14 protein-coding genes are annotated in these 16,972 nt (G+C 57.2%); 5 read left to right on the forward strand and 9 right to left on the reverse strand.

Annotated elements, in window-relative coordinates; genetic code table 11:
* Positions 1-53 precede the first annotated feature (53 nt).
* On the forward strand, positions 54-1,034 hold the full coding sequence (locus EYC98_RS03145; protein WP_279243847.1) for a cyclase family protein: 981 nt from the start codon (positions 54-56) through the stop codon (positions 1,032-1,034).
* Here EYC98_RS03145 and EYC98_RS03150 read toward each other — a convergent pair.
* The 3 genes from EYC98_RS03150 to EYC98_RS03160 form a co-directional block, all read right to left on the reverse strand.
* Positions 1,031-1,444 carry a DoxX family protein gene (locus EYC98_RS03150; protein WP_279243848.1) on the reverse strand — a complete coding sequence of 138 codons (414 nt, stop codon included), beginning with the start codon at positions 1,442-1,444 and terminating at the stop codon, positions 1,031-1,033. The genes EYC98_RS03145 and EYC98_RS03150 overlap by 4 nt on opposite strands.
* Before the next feature lie 10 nt (positions 1,445-1,454).
* Positions 1,455-2,396 carry a haloalkane dehalogenase gene (locus tag EYC98_RS03155; RefSeq protein WP_279243849.1) on the reverse strand — a complete coding sequence of 314 codons (942 nt, stop codon included), beginning with the start codon at positions 2,394-2,396 and terminating at the stop codon, positions 1,455-1,457.
* A 239-nt stretch (positions 2,397-2,635) separates the two neighbouring features.
* Positions 2,636-4,441 carry a carboxylesterase/lipase family protein gene (locus EYC98_RS03160; RefSeq protein ID WP_279243850.1) on the reverse strand — a complete coding sequence of 602 codons (1,806 nt, stop codon included), beginning with the start codon at positions 4,439-4,441 and terminating at the stop codon, positions 2,636-2,638.
* A gap of 192 nt (positions 4,442-4,633) precedes the next feature.
* Between EYC98_RS03160 and aroA the strand changes: the two genes are divergently transcribed.
* On the forward strand, positions 4,634-5,902 hold the full coding sequence (gene aroA, locus EYC98_RS03165) for a 3-phosphoshikimate 1-carboxyvinyltransferase (RefSeq protein WP_279244881.1): 1,269 nt from the start codon (positions 4,634-4,636) through the stop codon (positions 5,900-5,902).
* 15 nt (positions 5,903-5,917) lie between these two features.
* Here aroA and EYC98_RS03170 read toward each other — a convergent pair whose 3' ends face one another.
* A complete protein-coding gene (locus EYC98_RS03170) occupies positions 5,918-8,842 on the reverse strand; it encodes an alkaline phosphatase family protein (RefSeq protein WP_279243851.1) in 2,925 nt (974 codons plus the stop codon).
* Positions 8,843-9,182: 340 nt separating this feature from the next.
* On the opposite strand from EYC98_RS03170, the gene EYC98_RS03175 reads away from it, so the two are divergent.
* Entirely contained in the window at positions 9,183-9,794 is a 612-nt protein-coding gene (locus EYC98_RS03175; RefSeq protein WP_279243852.1) for a hypothetical protein, read from the forward strand.
* On the opposite strand, the gene EYC98_RS03180 is transcribed toward EYC98_RS03175, so the two are convergent.
* From EYC98_RS03180 to rdgC, 5 genes are all read right to left on the reverse strand, one after another.
* Entirely contained in the window at positions 9,791-10,861 is a 1,071-nt protein-coding gene (locus EYC98_RS03180; protein WP_279243853.1) for an NAD(P)H-dependent amine dehydrogenase family protein, read from the reverse strand. The two genes, EYC98_RS03175 and EYC98_RS03180, sit on opposite strands and share 4 nt — an antisense overlap.
* A 3-nt stretch (positions 10,862-10,864) precedes the next feature.
* Positions 10,865-11,104 (reverse strand): DUF1653 domain-containing protein, encoded by a 240-nt coding sequence (locus EYC98_RS03185; protein ID WP_279243854.1) that lies wholly within the window; start codon positions 11,102-11,104, stop codon positions 10,865-10,867.
* Positions 11,105-11,119: 15 nt separating this feature from the next.
* Positions 11,120-13,318 (reverse strand): selenide, water dikinase SelD, encoded by a 2,199-nt coding sequence (gene selD / locus EYC98_RS03190; RefSeq protein WP_279243855.1) that lies wholly within the window; start codon positions 13,316-13,318, stop codon positions 11,120-11,122.
* Complete coding sequence (mnmH, locus tag EYC98_RS03195) at positions 13,315-14,418, reverse strand: tRNA 2-selenouridine(34) synthase MnmH (RefSeq protein WP_279243856.1); 1,104 nt, start codon at positions 14,416-14,418, stop codon at positions 13,315-13,317. The genes selD and mnmH overlap by 4 nt, the downstream gene beginning before the upstream one ends.
* Before the next feature lie 176 nt (positions 14,419-14,594).
* Positions 14,595-15,503, reverse strand: coding sequence for a recombination-associated protein RdgC (rdgC, locus tag EYC98_RS03200; RefSeq protein WP_279243857.1), 909 nt, complete (start codon positions 15,501-15,503; stop codon positions 14,595-14,597).
* Positions 15,504-15,684: 181 nt separating this feature from the next.
* On the opposite strand from rdgC, the gene EYC98_RS03205 reads away from it, so the two are divergent.
* Both EYC98_RS03205 and tauD read left to right on the forward strand, forming a co-directional pair.
* Positions 15,685-16,125: a VOC family protein gene (locus EYC98_RS03205; protein WP_279243858.1), complete on the forward strand. Its 441-nt coding sequence runs from the start codon at positions 15,685-15,687 to the stop codon at positions 16,123-16,125.
* Positions 16,126-16,134: 9 nt separating this feature from the next.
* Entirely contained in the window at positions 16,135-16,971 is an 837-nt protein-coding gene (tauD, locus tag EYC98_RS03210; protein WP_279243859.1) for a taurine dioxygenase, read from the forward strand.
* The last annotated feature ends 1 nt before the right edge of the window (position 16,972 follow it).

Raw genomic sequence — 16,972 nt, forward strand, 5'->3', positions numbered from 1 at the left:
GGTTAGACGCATTATCTGCCATACTGACCATCCGTCCCCATGCAGATAACGCCATGAAGCCTTTCACAAGACTACTGCTGAGCCTTGCTTTGCTCAATACAGCCTCAGCACTTTACGCCAGCCCGGCTGCGCCAATTTCAACCGAGCAGTTTGATCAATGGCTGCAGCAAGTGTCCAACAATGGCCGCTGGGGCAGCGCTGACGAACTGGGCACGTTGAATCTGATACAGCCAGCGCAGCGCAAGGCGGCCGCTGTATTGGTGCGCGATGGCATCAGTATTTCCCTATCGCTGCCGCTGAACAAACACGGCGACGCTGTGAACACCTTGCCGTTTGAGCACAAACTGAAAGTGGAGTTATTTGGCAGTCAGGTGGTGGCCAGCGATCGCTACTCTATTGAATACCACGGCGCTGCCCACTCACACATGGACGGCCTGCCGCATGTTCTCAGCAAGGGCAAAATGTATAACGGTTTTCCCGCCTCAGACTTACAGCCAAGCGGCGCCCTGCACCTGGGCATTGAGAATGCCCATGCGGGTATTGTCTCGCGCGGCGTGCTGGTAGACATGGCCTGGTTCAAGGGCGTCGATTACCTGAGCGCAGGGACAGCTATCACCATAAGCGACCTCGAAGCCTGGGAGCGTCGCACCCGCATAACGTTGGGCAGCGGCGATGTATTGCTGTTGCGCACCGGGCGCTGGGAGCAGGTGCGCCAAAGCGGCAGCGCTATAACACTGGCATCGGCGCCGGGCCTGCACGCCTCGGTGGCAACCTGGCTGCATGCACGTGGTGTGGCCGTACTGGGCAGTGATGTAGTAGCTGATGTCATGCCTTCAGGCATGGCCGATCGCGCAATTCCGCTGCACGAACTGGCACTGGCAGCCATGGGTATGCCACTGCTGGACAACCTCGATCTGGACGCGGCTGCCGACTATGCCCGCCAGCAAGGGCGCTGGACCTTTATGTTTGTCGGCGCACCGCTGCGTATTCCTGGTGGCACCGGCTCGCCACTGAACCCGCTGGCAATATTCTAACCAGCCTTGCTAGCGGTGGTTTCCAGCTGCGTAGACGGCGCACGGGTACTCCACCAGATAACCCACAACAGCACCACCTGAATCACCAGCCGAACGCTGAGCATCATTTCAGGCACATCCGGAAATAGTTCCGGGTGCAGCCACATATGCACATTGGCGGGCGTCACCGCCAGCACCAGCAGTATCAGACAGTTGCCTGCCAGCTGACGCCAGCGCGGCAACAAAATACCCAGCGCGCCGAGAATCTCGAACACCCCGGAGATATAAACAATCTCCAGGTGCCAGCCGATCCAGGGCGGCATAATGGCAACAAAAAAATCTGCATTGGTAAAATGCTGTATGCCGCCGCCCATAAACCACAGGAAAACCACCGCCAACCCCAAATACTGCCACCTGAACCAGCTAAACATTCGCAACCCCCTAATGACTTTCTGCTATAAATTGCTGTAAATCCAGCACCACTTGCGCCAACAAGCCTGGCTGATCTTCCTGCACAAAATGCCCGGCACCGGATATTTCGCGCGATAAATGTTGGGCTTTTTTCGGCAGGCGTGACTGAAACACCGCCTCCCAGGCCTTGGTCGATGGGTCAGAATCACTGAACGCAGTCACGCACGGAATGTCGAGCTGCTCCAGTATTGACCAAGCCGCGCGATTCTCGGCAATACCAGGCATAGTCTCGCTCAGTGGAATCAATGGCGGAAATGCCAGTGCCGCCGCTTTGTAGCTGGCATCGGGAAACGGGGCATCGTACCCGGCGATAACGTCATCATCCAGTGATGTCACGCAGACACCGTCGACAATCGCCGCCACCGGCATATCTTTCATATCGCGCACCGTTGCCGCCCAGTTCCGCACCAACTCGCCGGGCCAATCAGCAATACCCAAGGGCGGCAGTTGCGCATTGGGTAACAAGGTATTGGCAACAATAAGTCCGCTGAAACGATCCGGCATCTGGCTCAGCGTACGCAGCCCAATCGGGCCGCCCCAGTCCTGACACAGCAATGTAATTTGTTGGAGCTCGAGCTGCTCTACCAACGTCTGCATGCAATCGACAAAGAACTGGTAGCTGTAGTCAGTGACGTGCAGCAATTTGTCCGATTTGCCAAAACCAATATGGTCTGGCGCTACCACGCGATAACCAGCGGCACTCACTGCTGCGATAACCCTACGGTAGCCAAAGGACCAGCTGGGTTCACCGTGTAGCATCAACACCACCGGCGCTGCGCGCGGCCCGATGTCCACATAATGCATGCGCAATTCGTCATAATCTGGGTGGCTAACCACGGCGTAATTTTCTGCAAACGGATAGTCCGGCAGATTGGCAAAGCGTTCCTGTGGTGTTCGCAGCGGAGTCAACATAGATCAGGTTCCCCTCAACGGACTGTCCGCGGGGTCCAGCAGTGTGAGTTTTTCAAACAGGTTGGCGGCCAAAATCCGTGCCGCTTGAGATCATCCAGCACTTCGTCACGGCTGCTAAAGTAATTGTGTACTACCTGCATAGGGCCCGGTTGCAACGCCATGCTCATCTCCCAGAATTTTGCATAGTTAGTATTACCTCATAGGACCAAAGATTAGCACAGCTCACCCCCACCTACGCATCACTCGGCAGGCGCGCAGCCAAGACGCTGGTATTCCCTGGCATCAAACAGCTCATAGCCTCGCCAAGGCGAGCGAAACAGGTTTATGAACATGGCGCAACGCTCAGCAACGTCCGCAAACCCCGCATCGGCCAACAGGCGATCAGTAAAATGTGACACTTCCAGACGCCCGGGTGACATGCGGATGCCACCATCCGTGTCAGTATCCAGAAACAGCACGCCACCTTCATCTGCTTGCCACGCCTGCCAGACTGGCTGCGCCTGATCCTGACCACCGCCCGGGTCACCGTTGCGTGCAAACTCGGCCCAGTAGCCCATCATGGCGGCAGAGAGTGTTTCACGGCCGGTCCGGTTAAAGGGGTTAAAGAACCAGGGTATAGGGTTGATGCGTTCGAAGTCGCCCAACACAAACGGTATCTCCATGCCATGAGCAGCACCTAAGGCCGTGCTCCAGTCAACCAGCAGCATGTTGCCGCCCTCATCCCAATCAAAACGATAGGCGAAGACCGGCGCGCCGGCGTTGCTGGCGATTACGTTGGCGGGGCTATCTACCGCCGCCAAGCGCCAACCGTCACTGAGGTAGGCTGTCACACGATCGAAGTTAGCCTGATCAGTTATCCGCGGTATCAAACCCCAGCGCAGCTCGCTGAATTCAGAGTTCATTGCTGCAAACAGTTTTTGCTCATCGCGGTTGGCGCCGGTGATCAAAGGCACATTGTTGTAACGCTTAGGGTCGGCAAAAACCTCCAGCAACGAATCTGCAGGCAGTACCACACCGTCGCGAAAGGTCTGAGGAACAGAATAACTACCTGCGCGTGCGCCAATATCAGTCAGCAGTTCTTGTGGACTGCGCGCGCGCAGAAATTCTGCCAAAGCGCCGACGCCCATAGTCTCATGCACCGCTTTCGCTGACTCTCGATCACTGGCCAACCCCGCCTGCTGTAGCAATGAGACCACGCGTTCGCCAGAGCTGTTGCGGTGACCTGGGCTGGCTTCATCCCGGTAGTTCTCTGCCTCGGTCAGCGCCTGAGTGGCGATAGATCCGCTTTGCACAATGGCGCGGTGAAACAACCCCTGCGCCAGCGGGCTGGCCATCAGTGCATAGACATTGCGGCCACCCGCCGATTCACCAAACACCGTGACATTCTCAGAGTCGCCGCCAAAAGTCTCGATATTGCGCTGCACCCATTGCAGCGCTGCCACCATGTCAAGCAGGGCAAAGTTGCCTGAAGCTTCTTCCGGGCTAGAGGCACTCGCGCCCAGAGCCGGGTGACTGAACCAACCCAAAAAGCCCAGGCGATAATTGATGCTCACCACAATCACCTGCTGGCTGCCAGCCAGATGGCTCGCGGGATACCCCGCGGCGGTGCCGGCCGTATTGCTGCCGCCATGTATCCACAGCATCACCGGCAGCCTGGTGCCTGCATTCAGGGCGTCTCGCGGCGCCCACACGTTCAGGTACAGACAATCTTCACTGCCAATGATATCGCCAGCCACACCAGTGTCTCGCGTCATAAAACTCCAGGGCTGGATGCAGGCAGCACCAAACTTCACGGTATCGCGCGTGCCCTCCCAGGCTGGAATGGCGCCGGGCGCCCGCCAGCGGTCAGCCCCTACTGGGGGCGCCGCGTAGGGTATGCCCAGCCAGGCATAGACATCATGGCGGTCGGCAAATCCCATGATTGTGCCGCTATCCAACAGCCGCTCTGAAGCCGGCTCAACATAGACCGACTCGGAGCGATCATCTCCAAGCAAAAACCATGCAACGAGCACAATGACCATGGCCAGCAAAATTTTCTTCAGCATTAAAGCTTCTCTCCGACGCGGTTCTAGCCCTTTGGAAAGCGACCGCAAATATTATTGTTATGCGCAACCTGCACGCTGCAGACCAGATATACCAGTGGCACAACAATTCCGCAAACAGGGAAGCTGAGGTAGAATGCCGCCATCAGGCAACCTGGCGAGCGAATCCCGATCAAAACACTGACTTTACAACCCATTCAGAAGGTCGCAGGTGAAGTTACCCTTCCCGGCTCCAAGAGCCTGTCCAACCGCATTTTACTACTGGCGGCATTGGCTACAGGCACCACGCAAATCGACAACTTACTCTACAGTGACGACATACGGCACATGCTGAATGCGCTGCAGGCATTAGGGGTAGAGTTTCAGCTGAGCAACAACAACACCTGCTGCACGGTGACCGGCAACGGCGGCGCGCTAAACACGGCCACACCAGCAGAGCTCTTTTTAGGCAACGCCGGCACCGCCATGCGCCCCCTTACCGCAGCATTGTGCCTGGGAGCAGGGGAATTTAACTTACTCGGCGAACCGCGCATGTACGAGCGCCCGATTGGCGATCTCGTCGATTGTCTGCGCACGGCTGGCGCGGATATCAGCTATGGTGGCACCGAAGGCTATCCGCCACTGCACATAAGAGGCAGCGGCCTGACGGGCGGCAGAGTGAGCATTCGTGGCAATATTTCCAGCCAGTTCCTTACCGCCATGCTGATGGCGGCACCCTTGGCGCAAGGCGATCTGGTAATAGCTGTCGACGGTGAACTGGTCTCCAAGCCCTATATTGATATCACTCTGGACATCATGGCCCGTTTTGGGGTCACGGTGGAGAACAGCCATTACCAACAGTTCACCGTGCGCGGCAATCAGACTTACCAATCGCCGGGCACTATTATGGTAGAAGGCGACGCCTCTTCTGCCTCTTACTTTCTCGCCGCAGCGGCCATCGGCGGTGGTCAGGTTAAGGTCAACGGCACGGGCACGGCCAGCGTACAGGGCGACGCCCGCTTTGCCGAAGTGCTGGAACTGATGGGCGCAAACGTGAGCTGGGCCGCCAATAGCATTACCGTAGAACGCGGCGAACTGCGTGGTGTAGACGTGGACCTGAACCATATACCCGACGCCGCAATGACCATTGCCACCACGGCGCTGTTCGCCCAGGGTCCCACTACCATCCGCAATATTTATAACTGGCGTGTTAAAGAAACCGACCGTCTCAGCGCGATGGCGACCGAGCTGCGCAAAGTGGGTGCTGAGGTCGTTGAAGGCGATGATTTTATTACCGTGGAGCCACCCGCCAACATTCAATCCGCAGCGATAGACACCTATGACGATCACCGCATGGCGATGTGCTTTTCGCTAGCGGCCATGGGCGACAGTCCTATTACCATCAACGATCCTGACTGCACCTCAAAGACGTTTCCCAATTACTTCGAGCTTTTCGCCAGTATCTGCCAGCCGTATCGGGGCTAAGCCAGCAGCACTAGATTATCCCGTCGAGGCCCCGCGCGCTCGATAGAGCGATGGATCTATTTTGGCTAACATCTGCGGCTGAGCAGATACCTCCAGGCCAAGAAATTCAACGAGCTCTGCCACTATTACCTCCGGGGCATGCATTAAACCCGCGTGAGATATCTGCAGGGTCGGCACCGATTGGCGCAGCAAGCATTCGAGAGCAAAACCGTTGTGGCGCTCAAACTGCTCACGCAGCTTATCCTCAGACTGGGCATCGGCAGACTGGCCCAGTCGGGTCAACATTGTTGTTTGCGAAGCGATCAATTCATCCAGCTCACGCTGCATAAAGATCACCTTGTACTGCCAGCCCTGCGGTAAGTGCGGTAACAACGGCGAGACCACTTTCAGCGACTTACCACAGGCATCCTGTAGCCAGTTGTTAGACTTGGCCAGCCCCTTGACCCGTTCCAGCTCGAGATAACCTCTGGGGTTATTTTCATCCGCTGCCCTGGCGGCATCTGTCAGCGCCGGTAGGCCCGCCGCCTGCAACATCTGCATCATCAGCGAAGTACCAGAGCGAGGCAGCCCTGAAACCACGTAGATAGTTTGATCACCGTCACTCGCAGGGCGCACCACGCCATTGTCGAGATCACCCAATCTTGGCTCCAACTCAGACACTGGCATTTCCGGCAGTGCAGTAGCGTAGTCAATGGCAGAATAGTCCGGCAGCTGCGGTGCCACGCGCTCCTCGCGCCGCTGCCGCTGCAGTTGTTCTAAATCTCGCGCATGCTGTAAGTGGTCAGCCGCCAACCCACTGTCTGCCAGTGCCTCACTGTAAAGGCCAGCCAGTCGGCGGTGAGCCTGTGCATAATTGGGGTTCAGCTCCAGCGCCCTTGCATAGGCCTCGCGTGCCAAATCCCAGGCGCCGGCGCGTGCCTCACAGACACCCAACACATAATGGGCGGGCGCCAGATGATACTTGAGAGCCAACGCTTTGCCTGCCTCCTCCCGCGCACGCTCATACTGTTCCAGGCCGAGATAAGTCTGGGCCAGACCCAGCACTGCGCCGGAGTCATGCGGATCAAGTGCCAGCACTGCCTCGTACGCCGCTAGCGCTTTTCGATAACGGCGTAGCCGCCGATAACATTCGCCCAACTGATAGTGATAACCAGCAGCCCCAGACTGGCGTTCCCCGGCCAGCTTAAGTAACGCCAGTGCTGCTTTATCATCGCCACGGGCAACCGCGACCCAGCCATCCATATAGTCCAAGGCACTCACATTGCCGCGGGCAATGGAGCGCAGCTTCTTGATCACGCGCTGTTCTTCTAAGGTGAACAACTTCTCTGCCGGGCTCTGCTTATCGTGCTCAGCAACCGCACCAGTTGGCTCCCTGGCTTTGGCCAAATCATCCATCAGCGCCCGGTGCTGCTCGCGCCGCTCCCTGGCATCAGCCGCAATGTCCGTCAACCGCTCGCGGCAAACAGTTGCCGCCTGCAACCAGCGCTGCCGAATATCAGCCACTGTGTCAGCCAATTCCTCGACATGACCCAAGGCCTGCAGACACATGGCCAACTGAATGCCAAACCGAAACTCCAGTGGCTGGGCCTCGTAAAGGGTAACCAGCAGAGGTATGGCGTCACCAAAGCGCTGCGCATTCATGAAAGAGCGCGCCAAATTGTAGTTATTTTCAGTGCGGGCCGCGGCGGCCGCTTGCGCAGCGTCATCTCCGGGGCGATCGATATACCCCAAAGCCACCAGTTGCTCGAGCGCTTCACTTGCCTCCTCAACTGCCAAGCCTGTACCAGGCGGATGCTCACCGGACGCACCGGGCACATCATCCCAGCTGGGCACGGTCGTTGCGCTGACCGATTGCTGATAGATATCCAGTAGCGGCCTGCCGTCCATATCCTCTCCCACCGGCAGATCAAAAAGGCTCAATATGGTAGGCGTCACATCCAGCAAATTGGCTCCATGAATCAACACATCCTTGCGGATGCCAGGACCATGCACCAAAAATACGCCATGTTCACGGTGCTCTACCGCTGGGCCCGCAGGCTCATTGGGCAGCACTCGCCGCCGCAGGTGATCCGGATGAAACCCATGATCAGACACCAGCATCACCGTGCAATCCGGGCCCGCCTGCTCACACAACGTGCCCAGCATCATGTCGTGAAAAATATAGGTGGTGGTCACCACACTCTGGTAGATGTCGAAATCTTCCTGCGTAACCCAGTCCAGCTTGGGCGGGTGATAACGCATAAACCCATGGCCCATATGGTCAATGGCGTCGAGGTAAACCGCGGTAAAATCCCAGGGCTCCGCCTGCATCAAGTGAGTCACGCAGTTCTGCAGCGACGCACATTCCGAAATATTCTTGATAATGCTTTGCAAACGACTATCGTTTTGCTGATCGATGCGCTCTCCCAGCGGCACAAAGGCGCGCACCTGTTCGGCGCTAATATCAGCCGGATGCACTCTCAGCCCGGCGACGGTATCCAGCATTTGCGGCGGATGCACATGTCGCGCGGCCAGCGGCCACTCGCGATCCTGGGGATTTGCCGATCCCGTGTCGGCATAGTGGTTACTGACCATCACACCGTTGATCGGCTCCACCGGGCTGCTGGGCCACCAACCAACAACATTACTGCGCAACTCATTCTGACTGAGAATATTCCAGATTGCCTTGGTGGTGCGTGCAAGACTGGTTACCGGCTGCACCCCCTTGTCATCGGGTAAAGGCTCGGTAAAGCCGAGCACGCCATGGTTGAACGGACGCTTGCCGGTCGCAATAGAAGTCCACAGCATCGGTGACAAAATAGGTGACAAGGTCATCAGGTCACCGCTGACACCACCTTCCACCAACCGCTGCAAGTTCGGCATCAGGCCGGCATCCATAAGCGGGCCAATCAGCTTCCAGTCGGCGGCATCCCAGCCCACCAATAATAGCTTTCTACGCATTACTCACCTTGTCTCGTCGCTGGTCCAGCACCGCATAATACACGCACCTCAGCAGTCTACCCCAGCTGACGTGCGTGGTTAGTGAACCGGTTCAAACTATGAACGGCCAATACAGCAAAGGCTGTGTCAGCAACCACCGTCAACCGCGCCGACGGAGTGTCAGAAATTTTTACAATGGGGCGCTGGCAGCCGAGAGGCCTCCACCTATACGGTTGTATTTAAACGATAAATTTTTCGCTGGCGCGAGACTTGCATGACGTAGTAGCTTACGCTGCAGTGACTTACGATGTGGTGAATTACACTGCAATGACCGTAAGCGAGAGAGTGAGGAGTTTTAACCATGAGCGATTATAAGGTCGGTACCGCTATTGCAACGTTTGGCGTTGCCACCGCAAGTCTATACATGACGCCATCGGCGGAAGCCGCTGTGATAGACCTCACACCCAATCCCGCCTCGATTACACAAGGCTCCACTAGCTCGGCCGGTACGCTGGTAGAATTGGGCATACCCGGCGGTAATGCGGACCTGTTCCAATACAATGGACTGATAGCAGGTGATGGAGACCCCATCAACTTCAATGCTTTCACTGCCGGTAGTTTCAGCATATCTGGCAGCAACTACGTGTATGACATAGCCGGCTTCAGGACAGTTTCTGTCGGCGGCACTGTCAGTGTCAACGACTCCTTTGCTATTTCCAGGGGCCGTCGCGAGGGAATTCGGTACTGGGGCTTTCTGACCCGCGACAATAATGTCGGCTGGTTCAAGGTTGATTTGGGCACCGATTCCGACAACACCATCCGCTACCTGGATGGTGCCTGGGAAGACACCGAAGACTCGATCAGGGTCGGTGAAGTGCCATTGCCAGCCAGTCTGCCACTGCTGGCGTCCGCCTTGGGCTTACTGGCCGCGGGTGCAACTCGCAAACGCACCAAGACCGCCGCCAACGTCTAACGCAGTTGCCGTGCGCCGCGTATCGGGGGTAAATCTGACAACGTAACAATACCCGGCCGCGCACTGCAGACAGCCGGAATAGCATTGACGATCCAGTTGGCCGCCGTGGCATTACCGCCACCAGCAGCGCCAGGCTCAAAATGATCCTCAGCGTGCACGCTGACATGTAGATCCGGGTTGCCGCTAATCACCACCTGATGACAACCACGCCCCTCGGCAGGATAAGGCCAGTCCGGCGCACATTCGTCATCGATACGTGTGACGTGCTCTATCACATAGCGCACCTCAGTTGCGGTATGGCCAATAATCTCAAATCGGAACGCTCCCTGGGTGCCCTCTTCAAAGGTACCCATACCATCGACCTCAATAGTGCGCAGTAACGGCCTGCGTTCTACTTTGACCTCTACCTGCGTCACTGACTGGCCGAGTTCATCGCCCACCACGCGCAACATAGGTGCCCACACCATCTCTATAGCAAAGTCATGCAGCATCAGCGGGAGGTCTTCTAAGGAACCACCAAAGCCAATGACATCACGCACCACCTGGGGCTGGTCGTACAAGGCGTAATTGAAAATTTCCCGACAGCGAATTTCACTAATATCGGCCACTGCACCACTGAGCATAATCGGCAGCGCATCCATCGCCCAACCAGGATCTATTCCCGACACCAACAGCGAGGCGCCACTGGCCGCGCAGGCAGACTCCACTGGAGCGGTAACTTCTGCCGCTACCGAGCCCGGATGAAGGAAAGAATAAAACGATGTCGAAACCACGTTGATGCCAGCCGCCAGACAGGCATTGAGGTCTGCCATAGCCTCCTCTGGACGTATATCCGCGGTCGCCGTGTAAATAACGGCATCGGCACCAACAGCAATCGCCGCCTTATAATCATCGGTAGCCAGTACACCAGTCTCTGGCAAGCCGGCCAGCGTACCTGCATCTTTCCCTACCTTGGCGGGGTTGCTGACGATCACTGCCACCAGCTCCAACTCACTGTGCGATTGCACGGCACGCAACGCTGGCCTGCCCACGTTGCCTGTACCCCAAACGATCACTTTCAGACTCATACGCTATTCGCTCCCTTCTATTTGTTCTGTGCCATTGTCCACCCACGCAAACCGCGGCTGCAAGCTGCCATCGTGCTGTACCTGCTCCACAAACATCGCAAGCGGACGCACCCACAATTTTCCTTCACCGTATAAAGGTCGGTAAACCACCAGCTCTTCTTCAGTTTCACTGTGCCTGGCCACATCAATCACCTGATAATAAGGCCCTTTATAATGCCGATAACGGCCCGGCTTAAGCTCCATAACTGCGCACTCCTGTTACTCTGCGACTAAAAACGGGCCGGCTGGCCCCGCTTCTGCAATTTCACCAATGCGGCAGACAGCGGTATAGCCAGCGCCGCGTAAAGCTACCAACAGCTGCTCAACAGCCTCGGATTTGACCGCCAGCAACAGACCGCCACTGGTCTGGGGGTCGAACAGCGCCAGTGCCTCTGGCCGGGTATCAACCAGCAATTCAGGCGCTATTGAGGCGGCGCAGCCGGCCAGATTACCGGGCTGCAGCGTACTGGTAATACCAGCATTGAATACCTGCTTGAGCCCCTCCAGTAGCGGTAAACTGGCAATATCGAGGCGCATCTGCAAGGCCGGTGATCCCGACTCCGGTAACATCTCCAGCAAATGGCCCGCCAGACCAAAGCCGGTAATGTCGGTAGCCGCCGTGACCGCGTGTTCACTCGCGATCAACGCCGCGCCACGATTGCTGAGTAACATACTGTCCAGCGCCTGCTCAATCCAACGCCCATCGGCCACACCCTGCTGCTGCGCAGCAAAAAGCGCGCCCGTACCCAGCGCCTTGCACAGCACCAGCTGATCACCCGGGGCCAGACCCTGCTTGGGCAACAGCTGGCCGGTATCCAGACCATTCACGGTCAGGCCCAGATTCAACTCTGGGCCCTCCAGCGTATGGCCGCCCAGCAAACGACAGTCGGCGGCCTCAAGTTCAAACAGCACGCCCGACAACAATTGCGATAAATCTCTTTGCTGAATGGCGGGACCGGCGTAGGGCAATGTCAGACTGCATAGTGCTGAATGTGGCTGCGCTGCCATGGCATACAAGTCACTCAGCGCATGTAGCGCAGCAATCCGACCCATCAACCAGGGGTCGGCAACCAATTCGCGCAGGATATCCACGCTCTGAAAGATCCTGGCACCGGTTGGCACTTCCAGCAATGCGGCATCTTCGCGCAGCTGCTCAACGGCAACTGCCTGTGGGTAGCGCGCTGCCAGTTCCCCCAGAGCACCGCGTAATAATGCTGCCGGCAATTTGGCGCCACAGCCACCGCAATGCATCGGGGCGTCAGCCGCGGCTGATGGCTTTGGCATTATTGGCTTGGCTGCGCTGAAGCGCTGCATAAAGCTGCGATCGATATGATCTTTCCAGCGCCACACCCAGCTGCCGCTGACACTCAGCCAGCTGCGGTCAGCTACCGCGCTGCGCTCACCAAGCGCCAACAGGGATAGAAAACGTTGCTGCGGCCGGTAATTGCGCAGCGGTTTTTCTTGCAGGCTAGCCAGCAAGTTATGCGCTAATACCGGCGCCTGCCTTACCGCGAAAACACCTGCCTTGGGACGCGGATGGTCAGTCTGCGTGGCCACATCTCCGGCGGCAAACAGCTGCGGGTGGTCTTCCACCTGCAACGAATTCAACACCCGCAAAAAGCCATCAGATGTGCAGGGCAGACCGCTTTGCGTTAACCAGGGAGCCGCCACGGCACCAGTACACCAGAACAAAGCATCAAAGCCATAGCTGGCGCCAGCGCTGGTATGCAGCATGGCAGCATCAACCTGGGTAACCCGCTCCTGCTCCGTCACTGCAATGCCGCTGCGCTGACATGCCTGATAGACAGCGGCGCGGGCGCGGCTATTGTATTCCCGCAATAAAGACCCGGACGCCAGCAGTCGAATTTCAACATCGCGGTTATCAATGCAATGCCGCATGGCTAAAGCGATCTCGACGCTGCCGGCGCCGCCGCCTACCACCACAACCTGAAACCGCTGACCTTGCGGAAGGGCTGCAATGCGGTCACGCACCTGCAGCCAACGCTGATAAAACCCGGCCACCGGTTTAACCGCAGTCGCATGCTCACGCGCCCCGCTGACATCAGACCAACCCGGCTGCGCGCCAATGTCGACGGAAAGCACATCAAACGACAGTGGCGGACGTTGTTCAAACAATACTGTGCGCGCCTGGTAATCAATACCTGTTGCCGCCGCACGCACAAAGCGCACACCCAAACGGTCACATAACTGGCCTAAATCTATATGGGTGTCGGCAAAGCTATAGTGGCCGCTGATCAGGCCCGGCAGCATCCCGGAGTATGGGGTAAAACTCTCTGGGCTGACCAGGGTCAGGCGGGTTTCTGCCGGCGCTTTCATAGCCAGCATCAATAGCGCGAGAGCGTGGCTATGGCCACCGCCCAGTAATACCAAATCCTGTTCCCGCAACGCCTGGTTCACTGCGCGACCAGCATCGTACGCGCCTGCTCGGTAATTTCCTGACGCGACCCACGGGCCATTATCTGCCCGTCACGCCGTTCCAGCTGATAGTCATACATCGGGTCATAGTATTTGACCAACAAATGTCGAATCCAGCCTTGGTGGTGCGAGGTCGCGTTATCGCGGTCCTGGGCAGTAAACGCTGCCTCCATCTCTGCTCTTAGCTCTACGTGCGCCGCGCCCCCCAGCCTTTTGCGAATACGGTCTAGCCCCTCCAGCAAATACTGTTGGTGCAGCTGAGTGCCCTCTGCGCCCCAGCGCTCTCGGTAGCGGCGGCCAAGATCAATCACGTAATCTTCTTCTACCACGGCAATACGTGATTCAACAGACTCTTCTACCACTAGCAGTGGCGCCTGTGTCATTACCTCACGTAAAGCCTCCGGCAGCGCGCAGCGACCAATCAGATGACCCTCATCTTCCAACACCAAAGTATGCTCGCCACGTTCCTGGGCGCGCATAAGCGCAATACCCACCGCATTCTCAAAGTCGATTTGGCTGGGTTGTGGTTCCGGCAACTGCCCAAAGGTAGAGCCGCGGTGATGCGCAAGCCCCTCCAAATCAACGGCGTCTGGCAGCGCTTCTATAACTCGGGTCTTGCCGCTGCCGGTTCTGCCCGCAACCAGAACTGTACGCATCGCCGCCAATGAGTGCGGCAATTCATCGACCAGATAGCGACGTACCGCCTTATAACCACCCAGCACCAGCGGATATTCCAGCCCCGCTTCATGCAACCAGCGCTGCACAGTTTGGGAGCGTAAACCCCCACGAAAACAATATAAATAACCCTCAGGATGAGCGGTGGCAAAGGCCTGCCAGGCGGCTAGGCGCTGCGCCTTGAGTTCATCGGCAACCAGCTCTTCACCCAGGGCTATCGCCGCCTGCTGGCCGGCCTGTTTGTACCTGATGCCAACCAGATGGCGCTCGTTGTCATCCATTAGCGGCAGATTAACCGCACCTGGAAACGCGCCTCGAGCAAACTCTACGGGGGCCCGGGTATCCAGCAGGGGAGTGCCCGCCAATAGCAGCGCCCGATAATCATCGGTATCGTCTCTCTCAGCCACAGGGTTTAACAACCATTGAGGTTATAAATCATAGCGGCCGCTCGCACTTTCGTCACAAGTCGTTGCTGCATGGGACTGCATCGCGTCGTCTCCGTTATTGAAGGCCTACCATTTAAGAGCAGCGGAGCGAGCATGACAAGTCATGGCCTTATAGTCAGACGCTGAGCCAGCACCGGCTATTCGGCAGCCTCGCCACCAAACAGGTCGATAACCCGATCCTGCAGTTCGGTGATCACGTCTGACATCAGGGCAAAATCAGCATCAATCCGAGCCGCCGGATCAGCGTCCTGCAAGTCTTCGTTCTCCGCCACCAACTCATCGGCGAAGCGCAGTCGGCGTAAACACATGTCCTCGGACAGTACCAACTGCAGTTTTTCATCCCACTGCAGAGCCAGCTTCACCACCTGCTTACCGGCATCCAGATGCACATCGACTTCGTCGCCGTCCAGTTCAACGCCCTTGCAGCGCACCACGCCACCCTCTTCGCTGGGCTCGCGCATTTCAACTTCACGCGCAAGGGCAAAATCTTCAGGAATAGACCGATGCTGCAACCAGCCGGTCATCACCGCGGCCGGGGCGTGATTGACCTGCGGTAGTAACAGCGGCAAGGTGCCAACCGATTCGCGTAGCAGGTTGATCAATTCTTCAGCACGCGCGGCGCTGGAGCTATCGACAAAAAGCCAGTTGGCGCGGGTATCAATATACGCGTAGATCATGACCGAACGCGAAAACGCCCGCGGCAAACAGTCCTGAATGATCTCGTCCTTCATTCCTAAGCGCTCTTTGCGGTAGACCTTGCGGCCCTCTGCCTGCTCTATTTCCTCAACTTTCTCCGCCAATTGCTCGCGCACCACGGTGGACGGCAACAGCTTCTCTTCACGCCGGGCGCACAACAGCAAACGACCACCCCCTGCCAACACCAGACTTTCACTGGAGCTGCCCAAAGGCGACACCCAGCCTATAGCCAGCGGTTGGGTTTTACCGCAGGGCGTGTAGGTATGTGACTGCAGCAATTCATGCAATTGCTCCGCAGTCAGGGTAAAGGGGCTTGTGAGGCGGTAGGCGCGAACGTTCTTGAACCACATAGTATTTTCACAGTCAGGTTGTGCGTAAGGGTCGGCGATTGTACCTTAGCCTCGGGCTATTACCAGACATCGCTGCATCGGCGTGGTTGCCCCAGCGCAGCGCAGCTTCTAAGATGTGCTGGATTGCTATAGCCCGTTATCCTGACAGGCCAGGGCACCCGTACAGAACAGGAAATTCTCCATGCAATATCTACACACCATGATTCGCGCCAGCGACCTTGATGCCACTCTGAGCTTTTACTGCGAGCAACTGGGACTAGCGGAGGTCAACCGCTACGACAGTGAGGCGGGACGCTTTACATTGGTTTTTCTGGCGGCACCCGCTGACCTCGATACGGCAACCGAGCATAACCGCCCCTGTATCGAAATCACCCACAACTGGGATCCTGAAGAGTACGACGGCGGACGTAACTTCGGACACCTGGCCTTTAGTGTCGACAATATCTATGACACCTGCCAGCGCTTGCAGGATGCTGGGGTCACTATTAACCGGCCGCCTCGCGATGGACACATGGCTTTTGTACGCTCCCCCGATGGTATTTCCATAGAGCTGCTGCAGGCTGGCCCCGCACTAGCCGCCACTGAGCCCTGGGCATCTATGGCCAATACCGGAGAATGGTGAGAAACCGATATGAGCAGCGAAAATTTGATAGCTACGCCATTGACGGCCGCCTTGGGGGCAGAAGTCACCGGTATCGATTTGACACAAAACATTTCAACCGAGCTTTACCAAGCCTTACGTAAAGCGTTGGTAGAACATCAGGTGTTGTTTTTTCGCGATCAGAATATCGAACCGAAACATCAAAGGGCGCTGGCGCAGCTGTTTGGCCCGCTGCAAACGCACCCCGCTTACGGCACGGTGCCCGGTCTGCCAGAAGTGACTATTCTGGAAAGTACCGCCCAGACTCCCAGTAAAATAGAGCAATGGCATACGGATATGACATTCCGGGCGCATCCGCCCATGGGTACCATACTGCGCTCGCGGGTAGTCCCCGAGCAAGGCGGCGACACTTTATGGGCCAGCATGAGTGCCGCCTACGACGCGCTGTCACCAGCGCTGCAGAAGTTTCTCCAGCCCCTGACCGCGGCACACGATTTCCGGCATGGATTCCGCGAAAGCCTGGCTGAGCCGGGGGGTGAGGTGCGCTTGGCGCAGGCGATCACCGAAAATCCACCGGTGATACATCCGGTTATTCGCAAGCATCCAGAGAGCGGCAAGCGACTGATTTTCGTTAATGAATTGTTCACTACACATATCCGAGAACTAGCGCTCGCGGAAAGCGATCACATACTGGCTCTACTGTTTGAGCACATTCGATCACCGGAGTTCTGCTGCCGCTTCCAGTGGAGCGAAAACGCGGTGGCATTCTGGGACAATCGCAGTACCCAACACAAACCTATAAACGATTATTTCCCGGCGCACCGCCTCATGGAGCGAGTGACTATTGATGGTGACATGCCCTACTAAC

The sequence above is a fragment of the Candidatus Litorirhabdus singularis genome, assembly GCF_026262625.1.
Lineage (GTDB): Bacteria > Pseudomonadota > Gammaproteobacteria > Pseudomonadales > Halieaceae > Litorirhabdus > Litorirhabdus singularis.